This window comes from Streptomyces sp. NPDC048258 (assembly GCF_043201995.1).
Classification (GTDB): Bacteria; Actinomycetota; Actinomycetes; order Streptomycetales; family Streptomycetaceae; genus Streptomyces.
Genome location: NZ_JBICZH010000002.1, coordinates 354,349 through 371,594 on the forward strand (window position 1 = coordinate 354,349; position 17,246 = coordinate 371,594).

The 17,246-nt window shown below is 71.4% G+C and carries 17 protein-coding genes; 4 read left to right on the forward strand and 13 right to left on the reverse strand.

Annotation, left to right across the window (positions count from 1 at the left end; translation table 11 throughout):
* Window positions 1–15: 15 nt before the first annotated feature.
* The 7 genes from ACGFYQ_RS05815 to mce form a co-directional block, all read right to left on the reverse strand.
* On the reverse strand, window positions 16–852 hold the full coding sequence (locus ACGFYQ_RS05815) for an ABC transporter permease (RefSeq protein WP_393740332.1): 837 nt from the start codon (window positions 850–852) through the stop codon (window positions 16–18).
* Window positions 849–1,964, reverse strand: coding sequence for an ABC transporter ATP-binding protein (locus tag ACGFYQ_RS05820; protein ID WP_393740334.1), 1,116 nt, complete (start codon window positions 1,962–1,964; stop codon window positions 849–851). The genes ACGFYQ_RS05815 and ACGFYQ_RS05820 overlap by 4 nt, the downstream gene beginning before the upstream one ends.
* A gap of 135 nt (window positions 1,965–2,099) precedes the next feature.
* Entirely contained in the window at window positions 2,100–2,876 is a 777-nt protein-coding gene (locus ACGFYQ_RS05825; protein ID WP_393740336.1) for an ABC transporter permease subunit, read from the reverse strand.
* A gap of 2 nt (window positions 2,877–2,878) precedes the next feature.
* Window positions 2,879–3,916, reverse strand: a complete 1,038-nt coding sequence (locus ACGFYQ_RS05830; RefSeq protein ID WP_393740338.1) for an ABC transporter ATP-binding protein — start codon at window positions 3,914–3,916, stop codon at window positions 2,879–2,881.
* A gap of 113 nt (window positions 3,917–4,029) precedes the next feature.
* Window positions 4,030–4,968: a cellulose-binding protein gene (locus ACGFYQ_RS05835; RefSeq protein ID WP_030708181.1), complete on the reverse strand. Its 939-nt coding sequence runs from the start codon at window positions 4,966–4,968 to the stop codon at window positions 4,030–4,032.
* 194 nt (window positions 4,969–5,162) lie between these two features.
* Window positions 5,163–9,632, reverse strand: coding sequence for a polarized growth protein Scy (gene scy, locus ACGFYQ_RS05840; protein ID WP_393740341.1), 4,470 nt, complete (start codon window positions 9,630–9,632; stop codon window positions 5,163–5,165).
* A gap of 194 nt (window positions 9,633–9,826) precedes the next feature.
* A complete protein-coding gene (gene mce, locus ACGFYQ_RS05845; RefSeq protein ID WP_215020519.1) occupies window positions 9,827–10,255 on the reverse strand; it encodes a methylmalonyl-CoA epimerase in 429 nt (142 codons plus the stop codon).
* 137 nt (window positions 10,256–10,392) lie between these two features.
* On the opposite strand from mce, the gene ACGFYQ_RS05850 reads away from it, so the two are divergent.
* Window positions 10,393–11,595, forward strand: a complete 1,203-nt coding sequence (locus ACGFYQ_RS05850) for an acetyl-CoA C-acetyltransferase (RefSeq protein WP_393740343.1) — start codon at window positions 10,393–10,395, stop codon at window positions 11,593–11,595.
* Between the two features lie 54 nt (window positions 11,596–11,649).
* Window positions 11,650–12,612, forward strand: coding sequence for a methylmalonyl Co-A mutase-associated GTPase MeaB (gene meaB / locus ACGFYQ_RS05855; protein ID WP_393740345.1), 963 nt, complete (start codon window positions 11,650–11,652; stop codon window positions 12,610–12,612).
* Window positions 12,613–12,708: 96 nt separating this feature from the next.
* Here meaB and ACGFYQ_RS05860 read toward each other — a convergent pair whose 3' ends face one another.
* From ACGFYQ_RS05860 to ACGFYQ_RS05885, 6 genes are all read right to left on the reverse strand, one after another.
* Entirely contained in the window at window positions 12,709–12,783 is a 75-nt protein-coding gene (locus ACGFYQ_RS05860) for a 50S ribosomal protein bL37 (RefSeq protein ID WP_099895366.1), read from the reverse strand.
* 97 nt (window positions 12,784–12,880) lie between these two features.
* On the reverse strand, window positions 12,881–13,447 hold the full coding sequence (locus tag ACGFYQ_RS05865) for a PepSY domain-containing protein (protein ID WP_393740347.1): 567 nt from the start codon (window positions 13,445–13,447) through the stop codon (window positions 12,881–12,883).
* A 124-nt stretch (window positions 13,448–13,571) separates the two neighbouring features.
* Window positions 13,572–14,048, reverse strand: a complete 477-nt coding sequence (locus ACGFYQ_RS05870; protein ID WP_393740913.1) for a MarR family winged helix-turn-helix transcriptional regulator — start codon at window positions 14,046–14,048, stop codon at window positions 13,572–13,574.
* A 64-nt stretch (window positions 14,049–14,112) separates the two neighbouring features.
* Complete coding sequence (locus ACGFYQ_RS05875) at window positions 14,113–14,946, reverse strand: AIM24 family protein (protein WP_393740349.1); 834 nt, start codon at window positions 14,944–14,946, stop codon at window positions 14,113–14,115.
* Window positions 14,943–15,593: an AIM24 family protein gene (locus ACGFYQ_RS05880; protein ID WP_393740351.1), complete on the reverse strand. Its 651-nt coding sequence runs from the start codon at window positions 15,591–15,593 to the stop codon at window positions 14,943–14,945. Before ACGFYQ_RS05880 ends, ACGFYQ_RS05875 begins: the two co-directional genes overlap by 4 nt.
* The gene (locus tag ACGFYQ_RS05885) at window positions 15,593–16,231 is read right to left on the reverse strand and encodes an AIM24 family protein (protein WP_328927704.1); all 639 of its coding nucleotides are present in this window, start codon (window positions 16,229–16,231) and stop codon (window positions 15,593–15,595) included. The genes ACGFYQ_RS05880 and ACGFYQ_RS05885 overlap by 1 nt, the downstream gene beginning before the upstream one ends.
* A 183-nt stretch (window positions 16,232–16,414) precedes the next feature.
* Between ACGFYQ_RS05885 and ACGFYQ_RS05890 the strand changes: the two genes are divergently transcribed.
* Window positions 16,415–16,759 (forward strand): DUF3817 domain-containing protein, encoded by a 345-nt coding sequence (locus ACGFYQ_RS05890; protein ID WP_393740354.1) that lies wholly within the window; start codon window positions 16,415–16,417, stop codon window positions 16,757–16,759.
* Window positions 16,760–16,904: 145 nt separating this feature from the next.
* Window positions 16,905–17,108, forward strand: coding sequence for an antitoxin (locus tag ACGFYQ_RS05895; protein ID WP_393740356.1), 204 nt, complete (start codon window positions 16,905–16,907; stop codon window positions 17,106–17,108).
* Window positions 17,109–17,246 lie beyond the last annotated feature (138 nt).

A 17,246-nucleotide genomic window follows, 5' to 3' on the forward strand; every position in this document is an offset into this window, starting at 1 on the left:
TGTCCCAGAGCCGGTTCACACGTCCCGGCGGCCGACCATCACGTACGAGGCCGCCACCGCGCCGCCCGCGACCAGCACGATGAGCGTCATGTGCGCGAGGCCGCCGGGCACCGGGGTGCTCTCCGAGCCGGTCTCCGACATCCCGAACAGCTGCATCAGGGCCACCGGAGCGTTGTACTGGAGGATCAACCGTCCCACGGGGGCGGCCGTTTCCCAGGCGCTGAGCATCCCGCCTATCACCGGCGGCAGCGTGACGACGCCCAGCATCACGGCGATCGCCCCGGCGGAATGCCGCACCAGCGCGCCGACGGCGAGCGCGAGCACGCCGAGCAGGGTGACGTAGAGGACGCCGGCCAGGGCGCCGAACCACTCGGAGGCCGCGTGCGGTCCGGCGGCGGAGCCGTTGTGCACGAGCGCCGCGGCCAGGCCGACCAGGAAGACCGACCCGGCGGTGACGAGGAAGGCCGTGATGCTGAAGACGAGGTACTTCGCGGTGAGCACCCGGTGCCGCTCCGGGGCGGCGGTGAAGGTGGTCCGCACCAGTCCGGTGGCGTGCTCCGAGGTGATCGTCAGGACGCCGAGGACGATCACCGCGAGCTGCCCGATCAGCAGGCCGAAGAGGGCGGGCGTGGTGAAGGAGATGCCCACGTAGTCCTGGTCCCGGGTCTGCACGACGAACAGCAGCCCGGCGCCGACGACGATCAGCACGAGCGAGCCGAGCGTCCACAGCGTGGAGCGGACCGAGACCAGCTTGGTCCACTCCGAGGCCAGTGCGTGTCCCAGGTGCGGCCGCGGTGTCGGCAGCGGCGAGCTGTAGCTCTTCGGCTGGTCCGCGGTCGTCGGCGGGGTCATCGGGCTTCCTCGGGGTCGTTCTGGGCGGCCTGGGCGAGCTCGCCGGGGCTGTCCGGCATCAGGAAGGGCCTGCCGCCCGCTCCGGGCGGCGGGGGCGCGAAGAACCCCGTCCGGGGGATCTCCGGGGCGGCCGGCCCGTCCTCCCAGGCCGGGACGGTCAGCGGCTCCGGCTCCCACAGCTCGGCCCGCGGGTCGTCGGTGGAGGTGTACTCCAGGGAGGACTGGGTCATCCGCATGTAGGCCTCCTCCAGCGAGGCCCGGTGCGGCGAGAGCTCCCACAGCCGTACGCCGGCCTCGTGCGCGAGGTCCGAGATGCGGGGGAGCTCCAGCCCGGTCACGCGCAGTGCTCCGTCGGGCTCCTGGAGGACCCGGCCGCCCGCCTTGGTGAGGGTCGCACCCAGCGTGTCCCAGCCATCTGGATCAGTGTCGGCCGCGCGTACCCGAGCGAATCCGGCCGAGTTGTGCGTGATGAACTCCTGGGTGCCCATGTCGGCCAGCAACCGTCCCCGGCCGATCACGATCAGGTGGTCGGCGGTCAGCGCCATCTCGCTCATCAGGTGCGAGGAGACGAGGACGGTACGGCCCTCGGCGGCGAGCCGCCGCATGAGATTGCGGACCCAGAGGATCCCCTCCGGGTCCAGCCCGTTGACCGGCTCGTCGAACAGGAGCACCTGGGGGTCCCCGAGCAGCGCGGTGGCGATGCCGAGCCGCTGGCCCATGCCGAGCGAGAAGCCCTTCGTACGCTGCCGGGCGACGTCCTGGAGGCCGACCACGGCCAGCACCTCGTCCACCCGCCTCTCCGGGATCCCGGAGAGCTGGGCGATCGAGAGCAGGTGGGTACGGGCCCGGCGGCCGCCGTGCACGGCCTTGGCGTCGAGCAGGGCACCGACGTGCCGCTGGGCGTTCGGCAGCTCCCGGAAGGGGAGGCCGTTGATCGTGACATGACCGGAAGTGGGCCGGTCGAGACCGACGATCATGCGCATCGTGGTGGATTTCCCGGAGCCGTTGGGCCCCAGGAAACCAGTCACGTGACCTGGCCTGACCTGGAACGACAGCTGGTCGACGGCGGTCTTGGCGCCGAAGCGCTTGGTCAGGCCGACTGCCTCGATCATCTTGCTGCCCCTTACCAGGCCGGGACGACTCTCGCCCGCGTAAGGGTTAAGAGGATATCGAGTCTCCTACGGTTCCGTCCCGGGCCGGATCCCTGAGCTGCCCCTGAGTCCGACCCGGGTATATCCCGTAGTACGTCAGGCGTCCCTCTTCTTGAGGACGAGGTAGCCGCCGATCACCGCGGCGAGCGCCCACAGCGCCATGATCCCGAGACCGCCCCACGGCCCGTAGGGCACGTCCGAGCTGCTCGGGGACGCCGACACGGTCTGCATGATCGCGGCACCGGCCTGGTTCGGCAGGTAGTAGGCGATCTTGCGGGTGGCGTCGACGACGCTGAGGACGATGGGCAGGACCACGATGAAGGTGATCAGGATCGCGATCGACGCGGCCGTGTTCCGCAGCATCATCGACGCCCCGATGGCGAACAGGGCGAGCAGCGCCATGTACAGGCCGACGCCGATCACCGCGCGCAGCACGTTCTCCCCGTCCAGCCCGATGCTGTGGTCGCCGAGGAGGGCCTGCCCGAGGAAGAAGGACACGAAGCCCGTGGCCAGGCCCACCACGAGGGTCAGGGCGGTCGCCACGGTGACCTTCCCGAGCAGCAGGTTGGCGCGGCGGGGCACGGCTGCGAGGGAGGTACGGATCATGCCGGTGCTGTACTCGCTGCCGACCACCATCGACCCGAAGATGAGAATCCCCACCTGGCCGAAGAGCATCCCGGAGAAGCTCATCTGTGTGGCGTCGAACGTGAACTGCTGGTCCTTGGGCAAGTCTTCGAAGGTCGCGTTGACCACGGCGCACAGTCCGGCACCCATGGCGACGGTGACCAGCCACGCGGTGGCGAGGGTCCAGGCGGTGGAGGCGACCGTGCGGATCTTGGTCCACTCGGACTGGAGGACGGCGGAGAAGGCCATGGTCACTCGCCACCCTTGCGCGTCGCCTCGTAGCCGGCGCCCCAGGCGGGGACGTCGGCCGGCCGGGCGGGGTTGTCGAACGGCGCCGTGCCGACGGCCGGGACGGGCGGCACGGGTGCCCCCAGGACGCCCGGCGCGTGGGCGTGGTACTCGACGGAGTCCGCCGTCATGCGCATGAACGCTTCCTCCAGTGAAGCCCGTTGCGGGCTGAGTTCGTGCAGCACGATCTGGTGCTGGGCGGCCAGCTCGCCGAGCCGCTCCGGGCCCACGCCGTCGATCTCCAGCGCGCCGGTGGCCGGCACGCTGATGGCGTCGATGCCCGCCTCGTGCAGGACGTCCTTGAGCCGCTCCTGCTGGGGCGAGCGCAGCCGGACGTAACTCCGCGAGTTCTGGTGGATGAAATCGGCCATCGACAGGTCTGCCAGCAGCTTTCCCTGACCGATGACGACCAAATGGTCCGCCGTCAGGGCCATTTCGCTCATGAGGTGGGAGGAGACGAAGATCGTCCTTCCCTCCGACGCCAGCCCCTTCATGAGATTCCTGATCCAGAGAATTCCCTCCGGGTCCAGACCATTGACGGGTTCGTCGAACATCAGGATTTGGGGATCACCGAGCAGCGCACAGGCGATTCCCAGCCGCTGGCCCATTCCCAGCGAAAATCCTTTCGACTTCTTCTTCGCGACGGCCGTCAGGCCGACCAGGTCCAGTACCTCGGCGACCCGGCGTTGCGGGATCCGGTTCGACTGGGCAAGGCAGAGAAGGTTGTTGTATGCAGTTCGGCCACCGTTCATCGCTTTCGCGTCCAGCAGTGCCCCGATGTACTTCAGCGGCTCCGGCAGGTCCCGGTAGTGCTTCCCGTCGATCCGGACCGTACCGCTGGTCGGGTTGTCGAGGTCGAGCATCATACGCATGGTCGTGGACTTCCCCGCCCCGTTGGGGCCGAGGAAGCCCGTCACCACCCCCGGTCTGACCTGGAAGCTGAGGTTGTCCACGGCGGTCTTCGCGCCGAATCGTTTCGTAAGGCCCTCAAGCTCGATCATGCGGGCCACGCTAGAACGCCGAAGGGCCGCACGCCACCTCAAACAGGTGACATACGGCCCTCACATGCCCGTTTCGCTACCAGCGAGTAGACGCCGGCCCTCCGAAGGCGCTGCTAGCGGCTCTGCTGCGCCGGGACCCCGCGCGAGACCGGCTCGTCGTCGACGATCGGGTTGGCCGCCGCGACGGCCGCACCGGTCAGCGTCGCCAGCATCTCGCGGACGTTGGTCAGCTGCGCGTTGATGGAGTCGCGGCGGTTCGTGAGCGCCGCCAGCTCGCGCTCGGACTCGCTGCGGATACGGTCCGCCTTGGCGTTGGCGTCGGCCACGATGTCCTCGGCCTGGCGCTGCGCGGTCTCCACGGTCTGACGGGCACGGCGCTCGGCGTCCGTACGCAGCTTCTCGGCCTCCAGGCGCAGCTGCTCGGCGCGGTGCTCGATCTCCGCGAGGCGCTTCTCGGCCTTGGCCTGACGCGAGGCCAGGTCGCGCTCGGACTGCTCACGGCGCTTGGCCAGGTTGGTCTCGAAGTCCGCGGCGGCCTGGGCGGCCTTGGCGCGGGTCTCCTCGAACAGGGCGTCGGCCTCCTCGCGCTTGGAGGCCGCGTCCTTCTGGGCCTCGGCGCGCAGGGTGGAGGCGTCGCCCTTGGCCTTCTCGACGATGCGGACGCCCTCGTCCTCCGCCTTCGACTTGCGGTCGGCGGCGAACGACTCGGCGTCGTTGCGCACCTGCTGGGCAGCCGACTCGGCCAGCTCACGGTGCTGCTCGGCCGCGCGACGGGCCTCCTCGCGCAGGTCCTTCGCCTCCTCCTCGGCCAGGCGCAGGATCTTCTCGACCCGGGCGCCGAGGCCGGCGTACGACGGCTCGGCGTCGTTCACCTGGGCCTGGGCGTTCTGCGTCTCGAGGTGCAGCTCCTCGATCCGCTTTTCCAGAGAGTTGATACGTCCAAGGGCGCTGTCGCGGTCGGAGACCAGCTTGGTAATGCGGTCGTCCACCTGACCGCGGTCGTAACCACGCCGCACGAGCTCGAAGCCGAAGGGGGAGGAAGTGTCGCTCATGGGGTTCCTGTCGAATGAGACCGATGAGGTGCTACGTGAGGTGTTAAGGGGAATCCTAGGCGCCAGGGCGGCGTGTCATCGAGTCAATCCACGTTTGATCTGGACAATGACACCCCTTTTGAGTGGCAAGGCGACAGAATGCTTGTCACTCGTTCGCCTGAACCTTCATCAGGACCACACAATCCGCACGCTGACTACCCCTCCGACGACTTCCCACCCGATCGAGTGGAACCCGCTGCCGCGCCGGCCTTCACGCCCCCCGCGCCCTGGCCGCCGACCGCGGGCTTTCCGCCACCCGAAGGCGCCTCGAATGATTCCAACGCCTCAAGAACGTCCTGGACACGGGAGATCTCCGCCTGGATGTCCTCGCGCCGACGCACCAGGACCTCCAGCTCACGACGGCCTTCCTCGACGAGCCGTTCGGCCTCCGCCTTCGCTTCCGCGAGGGCCCTCTCGGCCTCGCGGGCCAGCTCGGCCTTCTTCTGCTCGGCCTCCTTCAGCAGCGCCTCGGCCTTGCGCACCGCGGCGATGCGCACCTTGCTCGCCTCGCTGCTCGCGTCCGACACCAGCGCCTTGGCCTTCGCCTCGGCCTCGACGCTCTGCTCGGTCGCCGCCCGCACCAGCTTGTCCACGCGCTCGCCGGCCGACTTCATCTGCTCGGCCGACTCCCGGCGGGCCCGCTCGTGCAGCTCCTCGACCTCCGCCTCGACGCGGCCGCGCAGCTCCTCCGCCCGCTCCCTTATGGCCGACGCGTCCGTACGCGCCCCGACCAGCAGCTCGTCCGCGTCCGTACGGGCCTTCTCCACCAGGGAGTTGCCCTCCACGGTCGCCTCCGAGGTGATCCGCGCGGCCTCCTTGCGGGCCGCGTCGACCATCGCGTCGGCCTGCTCCTCGGCGGCCGTGGTGGCGGCCAGCGCCTGCTTGCCCGCCTCGGCGGTGAGCTTGTCGGCCTCCGACGCGGCCTCGGTGATGAGCCGGTCGACCTGCTCCGCGGCCTCGCTGCGGCGCTTGTTGGCCTCCTCGCGGGCCTCGTCCAGCAGCCGCTCGGACTCCGTACGGGCCTCCGTACGGATGCGCTCGGCCTCGGTCGCCGCCTCCGCCTTGACCCGCTCGGCCTCCGACCGGGTCCGCGTCGCGTGCTCCTGCGCCGAGGACAGCGCCTCGGACGCCTCCGCACGCAGCCGCTCGGCCTCGTTCGCTGCCTCGCCGACCGTGCGGTCGTTCGCCTTGCGGGTCTCGGCGGTGAGCTTGTCCGCCTCCGACGCGGCCTCGGTGATGAGCCGGTCCGCCTGCTCGGCGGCCTCGGTCCGCAGCCGGTTGGCCTCGGCGCGCGCCTCGTCCAGCGTCTGCTCGGACTCCCGCTCGGCGCTCGCCAGGGTCTCGTTCGCCGCGACCGTGACGCGGTCCGCCTCCGCGGTGGCCTCGCCGATGATCCGGCCGCCCTCCGCGCGGGCGTCGTCCAGGGTCCGCGCCGCCTCGGCGCGCAGCCGCTCGGCATCCGCGGCGGCCTCGCCGACCGTGAGTTCGTTGGCCGCGCGGGTCTCGTCGACCAGCCGGTCGCCCTCGGTACGGGCGTCGACCAGCACCCTCGCCGCGTCCCGCTCGGCCGCGGCCAGCGTGTCCGCCGCCTGCCTGGTGAGCCGCTCGGCCTTCGCCGTCGCCTCGCCGACCGTCGCGGCGTTCGCCGCCCGGGTCTCCTCGCTGAGCCGATCGGCCTCGGCGCGCGCCTCGTCCAGCGTGCGCGCCGCCTCGGCGCGGGTGGCCTCCGCCGCGGTTGCCGCCTCGGCGGTGATCCGCTCGGCCTCGGCGGTCGCCTCGCCGACCGTGGCCGCGTTCGCCGCCAGGGTCTCCTCGGTGAGCCGCTCGGCCTCCGCCGTCGCCTCGGCCGTGATCCGGGCACCCTCGGCGCGCGAGGCCTCCAGGGCCTCCGCCGCCTCGCCGCGGATGCGGTTCGCGTCGTCGCGGGCATCCGCCCGGGTACGGGCGGCGTCCCGCTCGGCCGCCGCCAGCGCGTCCGTGGCCTCGGTCCGCACCCGCTGCGCGTACTCGGCCGTGTCGCCGCGCAGCTGCTCGGCCTCGGCGATCGCGTCGCCGACCGTCCGCTCGGCCAGCGCCTTCGCCGCGTCCGTCTCGGCGCGCGCCTCGGTGCGGATCCGGTTGGCGTCCTCGGTGGCCCGCTCCCGCTCCGCGTACGCGTCGCCGCGGACCCGGCCGGCCTCTTCCTCGGCCTCGGTCCGGGTGCGCTCCGCCGCGTGCTCGGCCGCGCTGCGCAGTCCGGCGACCTCCTCCTCGGCCTGCTCGTGCAGCCCGGCCACGGAGTCCCGTACCTGCTGGGCGGTGGCCTCCGCCGCCGCCACGACCTCGGACGCGCGCCGCTCGGCCTCCTCGGTCAGCCAGACGGCCTCGGCCTGCGCCTCCTCGGAGCGCTTGCGGGCCTGCGCCAGCAGTTCCTCGCTCTGCTCCCGGGCCTGGGCCCGCTCGTTCTCCGCGTCGGTCCGCGCCGACGCCAGGGTCTCCTCGGACTCCCGGCGGCGCCGGGCGGCCTCCTCCTGCGCGGCGGCCAGCGCCTCCGCGGCCTCCGCGGCGACCCGCTCGGCCGCCGCCTTCGCCTCGGCACGCAGCCGGTCCGCGGTCTCCTGCGCCTCGGAGCGCACCCGTTCGGCCTCGGCCTCGGCCTCGCCGGTCAGCCGTACGGCGGCCTGCTCGGCCTCCGCGCGCACCCGGCCGGCGTCCTGCGCCGCGTCGGTGCGCAGCTGGTCGGCCTCGGCCTCCGTCTGCGCCTGGAGGGTCCGGATCCGCTCCGCCGACTCGGCACGCAGCCGGTCGGTCTCCTCGCCGGTCTCCCGGCGGATGTTCTCGGCCGCGGAGCGGGCGTCGCGCAGCGTCTGCTCGGCCGTGCCCAGCCGGTTCTCGGCTTCCGTGTGCAGCCGTACGAGTTCCTCGTCGGCCTCCGCCCGCTTCGCGGCGATGGCCTGCTCGGTCTCCGCGCGCCGGGCGAGAGCCGCCGCGTCCGCCTCGGCCCGTACGGCTTCCGCCTGCTCCTCGGCGTCGGCGCGCAGCCGCTCCGCCTCGGCGCGGGTCCGCTCCAGGGTCTCCTCGGCCTGCCGGCGCAGGGTGGTGGCCCGCTCGACGGCCTCGGCGCGGACCCGCTCGCTCTCGGCGTTGGCCCCGCCGCGCAGCTCGTCCGCGTCCGCCTTGGCCTTGCCGAGGAGTTCCTCGGCGGTCTTGGCCGCCTCCTCGATCTGCTGGACCGCCTCGCGGCGGGCCTCGCCGCGGATCCGCTCGCCCTCGGCGACGGCCTCCGCGCGCAGCTGCTCGGCCTCGCCGCGCAGCCGCCGGGCCTCCTCCTGGAGTTCGACCGTACGGGCCCGGTACTCCTCGGTGTCGTCCTTCGCGGCGCCCTTGAGCTCATCGGCCGTGGCCGCCGCCTGCAGGCGCAGCCGCTCGGCCTCCGCCTCGGCCTCGCGGCGGATCCGCTCGGCCTCCTCGGACGCGGCCTTGGTGGTGGCCCGGGCGTCCTCCGAGGCCTTGTTCAGTACGTCCTCGGCGGTGCGGGCGGCCTTCGCCAGCTGCGCCGCCGTGTCCTCGGCCGCGGCCGTACGGGCCTGCTCGCCGGCCTCGGTGCGCAGCCGCTCGGCCTCCGCGCGGGCGTCGGCCAGGGACTGCTCGGCCTCCGCCTTGAGGGCCTCGGCCTCCTTGGTGGCCTCGCCGACCAGCCGGGCGACCTGCTCCTTGGCGGTACGGGTGCGCTGCTCGTTGACGGACTCCGCCGAGGAGAGCTGCCGGGCGGCGCTCTCCTTGGCCTCCGCGAGCACCTTCTCGGCGGCGGCGCGTGCCTCGCGCAGCGCTCCGTCGGCCTCCTGGACGCGCTGCTCGGCCACGCGGCCGAGGTCGAGGGTCTGCTGCCGGGTCTGCTCCGCCTCGGCGGAGGTGGTGGAGCGCAGCCGCTCGGCGTGCTCGGTGGCCTCCTGCGCCTGCGCGGAGGCGGCGGTCAGCAGCCGCTCGGCCTCCTTGCGGGCGCGCAGCAGGGTGGCCTCGGCCTCCGTGCGGGCGGCCTCGGCGTCGGCGGCCATCCGGCGCCGGGTCTCCTCGGCGACCCGGGCGGCCTCGGCGCGGGCGGCGTTCAGCGACTGCTCGGCCTCGGCGCGGGACTCCTCCATGAGCCGGCGCGCCTGGGACTCGGTACGGGCGCGCAGCTGCTCGGCCCAGGCCACGTTCTCGTTGACGTGCGCCTCGACGGTCTGGCGGCGCTCGTTGAGCTCCTGGTCCAGCCGCTGGCGGCGGTTGACGGCCTCGGCGTGCAGTTCGGCCTGGAGGCGCGACTGGTGCTCGGCGTGCTCCTGGAGGATGCGCTGGGTCTGCGCCCGGGCGTCGCGCAGCTCGCGCTCGGCGTCGGAGCGCATCTGGTCGGCCTGGATCTGGGCATTGCGGAGCAGCTGCTCCGCCTGGTATCCCATGTCCGCGCCGTCGTAGGCGGGGCGGGACGCCAGACTGCGGCGTACCTCGTGGAGCTTGGCGCGCAGCACCTCGACCTGGTATCCCAGGTCCTCAGCGTGCTGGACGGCCTTCCCGCGCTCCTTCTTCAGCCGCTCCATCTCGGCCTCGAAGCGCGAGAGATGGTCGGCCTCGGCCTGATGGCTCTCCTGGCTTTCGTAGCCCCGCACAGCGCGGTCCCATCCGTCCCCTGGTCGCAAGCTCACTCCCAAATGAGCATCGCTCGCCCGCTGAACGACGCCCCCGGGGGAATGGTGTCAGATACCGGGGCAGGGGTCACAGGCCCCGACCCCCGTCTCCGCACCGAACCCCGGCCGAGCCATGGCCACTCTACCGGCCGGGGAAACGGGCCATCAGTGGTCCATCAGTGCTCGGGGTTGGAGGTGACCAGTTCGGTGAGGACTCCGTGGCAGTCCTTGGGGTGCAGGAAGGTGATCGAGGAGCCCATGGAGCCGGTCCGGGGCTGGTCGTAGAGGACGCGGACGCCCTTGCCGCGGATGGCCTCCGAGTCGCCCTGGACGTCCTCGGTGCCGAAGGCGATGTGGTGGACCCCCTCGCCGTTCTTCGCCAGCCACTTGCCCACCGCGGAGTCCTCGCGGGTGGGCTCCAGCAGCTGGAGGTAGGAGGCGCCGCCGTCCGACGTCTCGTTGATCTTGAGCATGGCCTCGCGGACGCCCTGCTCCTCGTTGACCTCGGTGTGGAAGACCTCGAACCCGTACGTGGCACGGTAGAACTCGACGGTCTTGTCCAGGTCGAAGCAGGCGATCCCGATGTGGTCGATCCTTGTCAGCATGGGACCAGTGCACTGCCGAAGAGGGTGGTTACGCAACGTGCCAGCGATCACACCGGCAGCCCGGTGACGGCGCGGGTACCGCTCAGTACATTCAGGTAAACCCTCGTTCACTCCTCATCCTCAAGGGGCTGTGCCTCATGTCCGGATCGAACAACACCACCTCAGTGATCGTCGCCGGGGCCCGCACGCCCATGGGGCGGCTGCTCGGCTCGCTGAAGTCCTTCTCGGGTGCCGACCTCGGCGGCTTCGCCATCAAGTCCGCGCTGGACCGGGCCGGAATCTCCGGCGACCAGGTGCAGTACGTGATCATGGGGCAGGTGCTCCAGGCCGGTGCGGGCCAGATTCCCGCCCGCCAGGCCGCGGTCAAGGGCGGCATTCCGATGAACGTGCCCGCCCTGACCATCAACAAGGTGTGCCTCTCCGGGCTGGACGCGATCGCGCTCGCCGACCAGCTGATCCGCGCCGGCGAGTTCGACATCGTGGTCGCCGGCGGCCAGGAGTCCATGACGAACGCCCCGCACCTGCTGCCCAAGTCGCGCGAGGGCTACAAGTACGGCGCCGTCGAGATGCTCGACGCGATGGCCTACGACGGTCTCACCGACGCGTTCGAGAACATCGCGATGGGCGAGTCCACCGAGAAGCACAACACCCGCCTGGGCATCGAGCGCGCCCCGCAGGACGAGTTCGCCGCCGCCTCGCACCAGCGGGCCGCGGCCGCGCAGAAGAACGGCGTCTTCGAGGCCGAGATCACCCCGGTCGAGATCCCGCAGCGCAAGGGCGAGCCGGTCGTGTTCTCGAAGGACGAGGGCATCCGCCCGGAGACCACGGCGGAGTCCCTGGGCAAGCTGCGCCCGGCCTTCGCCAAGGACGGCACCATCACGGCCGGCACCTCCTCGCAGATCAGCGACGGCGCGGCCGCCGTGGTCGTGATGAGCAAGGCGAAGGCCGAGGAGCTGGGCCTGGAGTGGCTCGCCGAGATCGGCGCCCACGGCAACGTGGCCGGCCCCGACAACTCGCTGCAGTCGCAGCCGTCGAACGCCATCCAGCACGCCCTGAAGAAGGAGGGCCTGGAGGTCGCCGACCTGGACCTCATCGAGATCAACGAGGCCTTCGCGGCGGTCGCCGTGCAGTCAATGAAGGACCTCGGCGTGACCCCGGAAAAGGTGAACGTCAACGGTGGCGCCATCGCCCTGGGGCACCCGATCGGCATGTCCGGCGCCCGCGTGGTGCTGCACCTGGCGCTGGAGCTCAAGCGCCGCGGCGGCGGGGTCGGCGCGGCCGCGCTGTGCGGCGGCGGCGGCCAGGGCGACGCCCTGATCGTCCGCGTGCCCAAGGCGTAGCGAGGGTCCAGCACCCGCCCGTACCCGTACGAGAACCCGAGGAGCGCAGCACGTATGACGGCGGTGGACGTCCCCCAGCTGGTGGCCCAGGCCCGTGAGGGCCGGCCGAGAGCGGTGGCCCGGCTGATCTCGCTGGTGGAGGGGGCGTCCCCGCAGTTGCGCGAGGTGATGGCGGCGCTGGCCCCGCTCACCGGCAACGCGTACGTGGTGGGGCTGACGGGGTCGCCGGGCGTCGGCAAGTCGACCTCGACCTCGGCGCTCGTGTCGGCGTACCGGAAGGCCGGGAAGCGGGTCGGCGTCCTCGCCGTCGACCCGTCCTCGCCGTTCTCCGGCGGGGCGCTGCTCGGCGACCGGGTGCGGATGTCGGACCACGCCTCCGACCCGGGGGTCTACATCCGATCCATGGCCACCCGCGGCCACCTGGGCGGTCTCGCCTGGGCCGCCCCGCAGGCGATCCGGGTGCTGGACGCGGCCGGCTGCGAGGTGATCCTGGTCGAGACGGTCGGGGTCGGGCAGTCGGAGGTGGAGATCGCCGCGCAGGCGGACACCTCGGTGGTGCTGCTGGCGCCCGGGATGGGCGACGGGATCCAGGCCGCGAAGGCGGGGATCCTGGAGATCGGCGACGTGTACGTGGTGAACAAGGCCGACCGCGACGGGGCCGACGCCACCGCCCGGGAGCTGAACCACATGCTGGGCCTGGGCGAGTCCCGCGGGCCGGGGGACTGGCGTCCGCCGATCATCAAGACCGTCGCCGCGCGGGCACAGGGCATCGACGAACTGGTCGAGGCGCTGGAGAAGCACCACGCGTGGATGGACGAGCGGGGGGTGCTGGCCGAGCGGCGTACGGCGCGGGCCGCGCACGAGGTGGAGACGATCGCGGTGACGGCCCTGCGGGCCCGGATGGCCGATCTGCACGGGAACGCCCGGCTCGAAGCGCTGGCGGCCCGGGTGGCCGGGGGCGAGCTGGACCCGTACGCGGCCGCCGACGTCCTCCTGGAGACGCTGACGGAGGCCTGAGGGGTCGTTCGTACGCCCTGCGCCCTTACGCCGTACGCGAGAGCCGCGCCCCGTTCGTCCGGGGCGCGGCTCTCGTGCGTCTGTGGGGCGGACCGGTCAGGCGTTGGGACGCTTGCCGTGGTTCGCCTTCTTCTTCTTGCGTGCTCGCTTCTTGTTGCCGCGCTTGGCCATGAGCCACTCCCTCGAAGATCGGGGTAATCCGGGCGCTCGCCAGTCTAGGGGCGCCGGATCCGGTCCGCATCAGATCCCGCGGGCCGGTGGGTGGGTGTCAGCCGTTGTCGTCCGAGTCCGAGTCCGACTGCGACACCGTCGCCTTCCCCGACGTGGGGTCGACGTGCACGTCGGTGGACTTGTCGCCGGACTTGATCTCGACGTTCCAGTAGCGGGCGCCGTTGTCGTCATCGTCGTCCCACTCCACCGACGAGACCTGGCCGGGGTGGGCGGCGAGGGCTGCCTTCATCGCCTGCTGGGCGGTGACCTTCGCGGAGAGCAGCGCCTTGTTCCCGCCGCTGCCGTCGCTGTCGTCGTCCGCGTTCTCGGTGAACACCTTGCCGCTGCGGGTGTCGACCGTCAGTTCCGCGTGCTTGCCGTTCTTGCCGATGATGTCGACGTGCCAGACGGCGTCGTCCTTGTCGAGGGACTCCACGACACCGGGGTACTTCTTCAGCGCGGCGGCGGCTGCCCCCTCGGCGTCCATGTCGGAGCGGGCCGCCGCGGCCGCGGGGGCGGATCTCGCCGCGTCGGCGGTGTTCGCGGCGGCGGCCGCCACCGGGCCCCCGATCATCAGGGCCACGGCCGCGGCCGACGAGATGTACGCCTGGTGCTTGCAGTGCATGGCTGACCTCCTCAGGCCGGCCATGCGCTTGCGGTTGCCCGGCGGGCGGCCGGCGAGCGAGCGTTACCACCCATTCTCCGGGCTGCCGCCGGGGACGGCACCCCGGATCGGGCGCCGGCCGGCGTCAGGCCTTGCCGCGGTTGCCCCGCAGGTGCTCCGCCACCGGGCTCAGCGATTCGCGCAGCGCCGCCAGGGCCTCGGGCGGCAGCAGGTCGATGAAGTGCCGGCGGACGGACGCCACGTGGTGCGGGGCGACCTTGCGCATCGTCTCCATGCCCTCGTCCGTGAGCACCGCGAACAGACCACGGCGGTCGGACTCGCAGTTCACACGGCGGACCATGCCCGCCGCCTCCATGCGCGTGATCTGGTGGGACAGCCGGCTCTTGGACTGCAGGGTGGCGGTCGCGAGATCGCTCATCCGCATCCGGTGTTCCGGCGACTCCGAGAGGTTCACGAGGATCTCGTAGTCGTTGTTGGTGAGACCGAAGGGCTGGAGGTCCTTTTCCAGCTGGTGCATCAGCAGTCTGCTGACGTCCAGGTGGGTGCGCCAGGCGCACTGCTCGGCGTCGGTCAGCCAGCGTGTGGCCGTCTCGGTCTCCATGGTCTCCATGACTGAACTCTACCTAAGAAGTTGAATTACGTACAAAAATGGGGCGACTGGCGGGTCACAGGCCGAAGCGGCGCTGGAGATCACCCAGCTGCCCCGGCATCCGCGGCACGCCCAGCTGCCCCAGCGGGCCCTGGCCCGCCCCGGCCCCCGGGACGCCCTGCGCGTTGCCCGCGGCCGCGCCGGCGCCGACCGCGCCGACCGCCTGCTCCGCCATCAGCATCTCGGACGACTGCAGCAGGACCGTGCCCGCCCCCACGAACTCGAACTGGTGCTCCTCGCCCGAGGTGCCGCCGATGCCGGTCAGCGAGCGCAGCCCGCCCATCACGCCCGACATGTAGCCGTGGTCGTAGTGGTGGCACGGCGAGGGGCAGTCCGCCCAGCCCACCAGCGCCTGCGGGTCCACGCGCAGCGGCGGCTCCATGAACACCACCGGCCCGTTGGACGCCGCCACGAACTTGCCCGTTCCGATCAGCGTCAGGAAGCCCGGGACGATCGACTGCTTCAGGGCGAGGGAGGGCTGGTACGCGAGCAGGTTGCCCGACCGGATCGTCAGGTTCCCGTTCTCCAGGTCGTACGAGTTCACGTCGAAGGCCCGGTCGGCCAACAGCATCTTGCCCTGGCCTTCGGCGACCACCCAGTCGCTCGCGTGCAGCGGCGAGTGGAAGCTGGTGCGCAGCAGCCGGTCGAAGCGGCCGTTGCCGATGCCGTTGAACTCGATGCTCCCGTAGTACGAGATCATCTTGCCCTTCTGCAGGAACCACTGGCTCCCCTTGAGCTCCACGCAGAAGGTGTACGCGTTCACGTTGTCGTCGGAGGGCAGGGTGTACGGGTCGAAGACCGTTGGACCGCCGGCGCCGCCGGGTCCGCCCGTCACGGGGCCAAAGTTCACAGCTTCTCCTCCGAGGCCTGTACGTACACCGCGCCCTGGCCGGACAGCTCCAGCTGGAACGCCTCACCCGAGCCGCGCCCCACCATGTCCCGCCAGCCGAGCGCGGTGGAGAGCTTGTTGCGGACGTCCCCGTGGTGGGCGACGTACGCCTGCGGGTCCACGTGGACCGGGCGCTGAGGGGTGATGGGGAGCTCGATGACCCCGCCGTGGGCCATCACGGCGACCGCGCCGTGACCCTTGAGCGTGGTCGTGAACAGCCCCTGGCCGGTCACCTGGCCTCGGACCATGCCCATGACCCCGCCCTGCGAGCCCATGAACATCGTGCCCTGCTGCAGGGTGCCGTCGAAGGCCAGCAGCCGGTCGGCCTCGACGTAGAGCGTCTCGCCGGTCAGGCTGATCACCTGGATGTGGTGGCCGCCGTGGCCGAACATCACGGTGCCGCTGCCCTCGACCGTCATCAGCGGGGTCTGCTCGTTCGCCACCCGGCGCCCGATCATGCCCATCACCCCGCCCTGACCGCCTGTCAGGCTCGGGGTGAAGGAGACCTCGCCGCGGTACGCGAGCATCGCGCCGCGCTGGCTGTACATCCTCTGCCCGGGGATCACCTGGGCCTCGACCATCTTCGAGTTGATCTCGCGGAACGGCATCAGATGTCGCCCCCGATGGTGTTGCGCTCGCTGGGCTGCACGTACACCAGGCCCTCGCCCTCGAAGCGGATCTGGAAGGACTCGCCGGAGCCCTCGCCGATCAGCGTGCGGAAGTTGACGCCGGACTGGAAGGACTGCTGGAGGTTGCCGGTGTGCGCGATGTACGCCCCCGGGTCGACGGAGAGCGGGTACTGGGCGCTCACGCGCAGCACCACCGCCGGGCCATCGGACATGATCGCCGCCTGGCCCGAGCCCTCGACGGTCGTGGTGAACAGGCCGTTGCCCGTTGTCGCGCCGCGCAGACCGGTGAAGGTCGTGCCGGTGCGCAGCCCCGCGTCGGTGCACAGCAGGTTGCTGGACTCGACGTAGAGCTTCTCGCCGCGCAGATCGACCAGATTGATCTCGCTCGCGCGGTCGGCGAAGAAGCAGGTGCCGTGCCCCTGCACTTCCATCACGGTCATCTGCTCGCCGGTCAGCCGGCGGGTCACCATTCCGCGGAGGCCTTCGCCACCGCCGGTCATCTTCTTGAAGGCCATCTGCCCGTCGTACGCGACCATGGAGCCGTTCTTCGCTTTCACGGCATCCCCGGTCAGGTCGACGGCGAGCACCTTGCTGCCTTGGAGTCGGAACTGAGCCACGGGATGACGTTATCGGCAGCGGGCGGGCGCGAACAGGGTCCCGTGGCCGATATACGCCACACCCGGGCGGTAACGGGCGTCACGCGGGGGCGTTTCCGCCGTCCGTGGAGCGGGGCCGGGGTCAAGATCCCGCAAAGCGGCTGAGACACTGGAACGCCCTGACATCCACCCCGAAGGTTCCCCGTGGACATCAAGACCGCCTCCGCCCTGCACCGGCTGCGCCTCATCTCCGTCCCTGAGGCGCTGTCGTTCCCGGCTCTGCTGATCTTCGGCTCGCTGTTGAGCCGGATCTCGGACATCGACTACCTGATGATGCCGCTCGGCATCATCCACGGGATCCTTTTCGTCATCTACGCGGTCTTCCTGCTGGATGTCTGGAACAAGGCGAAGTGGCCGGTCAAGAAGGTCGCCCTGTTCTTCGTGCTGGCGCTGCTGCCGTTCGGCGGCCTGTACGGCGACCGGCTGCTCAAGCGGGACGAGGCCGACAGCGTGATCGCGGCCCGCGCGCGTGCGGCGGTCGACGCCTGATCGTCGCGCTCTCCGTGACCCCGCCGGGGGTCGGCGAAGAGGCCGGGGAGCAGGTCGCCGACGCGGTCTGCGGACGCCCCGGGTGCGGACACCGGTCTTTGCGGAGAAGCTGGGAGCGACAGGCATTCCGTAGAGAGGACGACTCATGTCCATGCTCGACAAGCTCAAAGGTCTGATCAAGGGACACCCTGACCAGGCCCGCCAAGGAGTCGAGAAGGCCGGAGATGCCTTCGACGCGAAGACCGGGAGCAAGTACCAGAGCCAGGTCGACACGGCGCAGCAGAAGCTCAACGAGCAGATCGGCAACGAGCCCCCCACCTCCGGGGAGGGGCGTCCGCCCCAGGGTTGAAAACGGGCGGATGTGCGCCGGACGTGCCTGCGGGCACGGCACACGCCATCACCAACTTGAGGACCAAGGGCTTGCCGCAGCGCCGGCACGGAACCGTGCTCCGCCGCCGTTGTCCTCGCCCAGCGCCCCTGGCCTGCC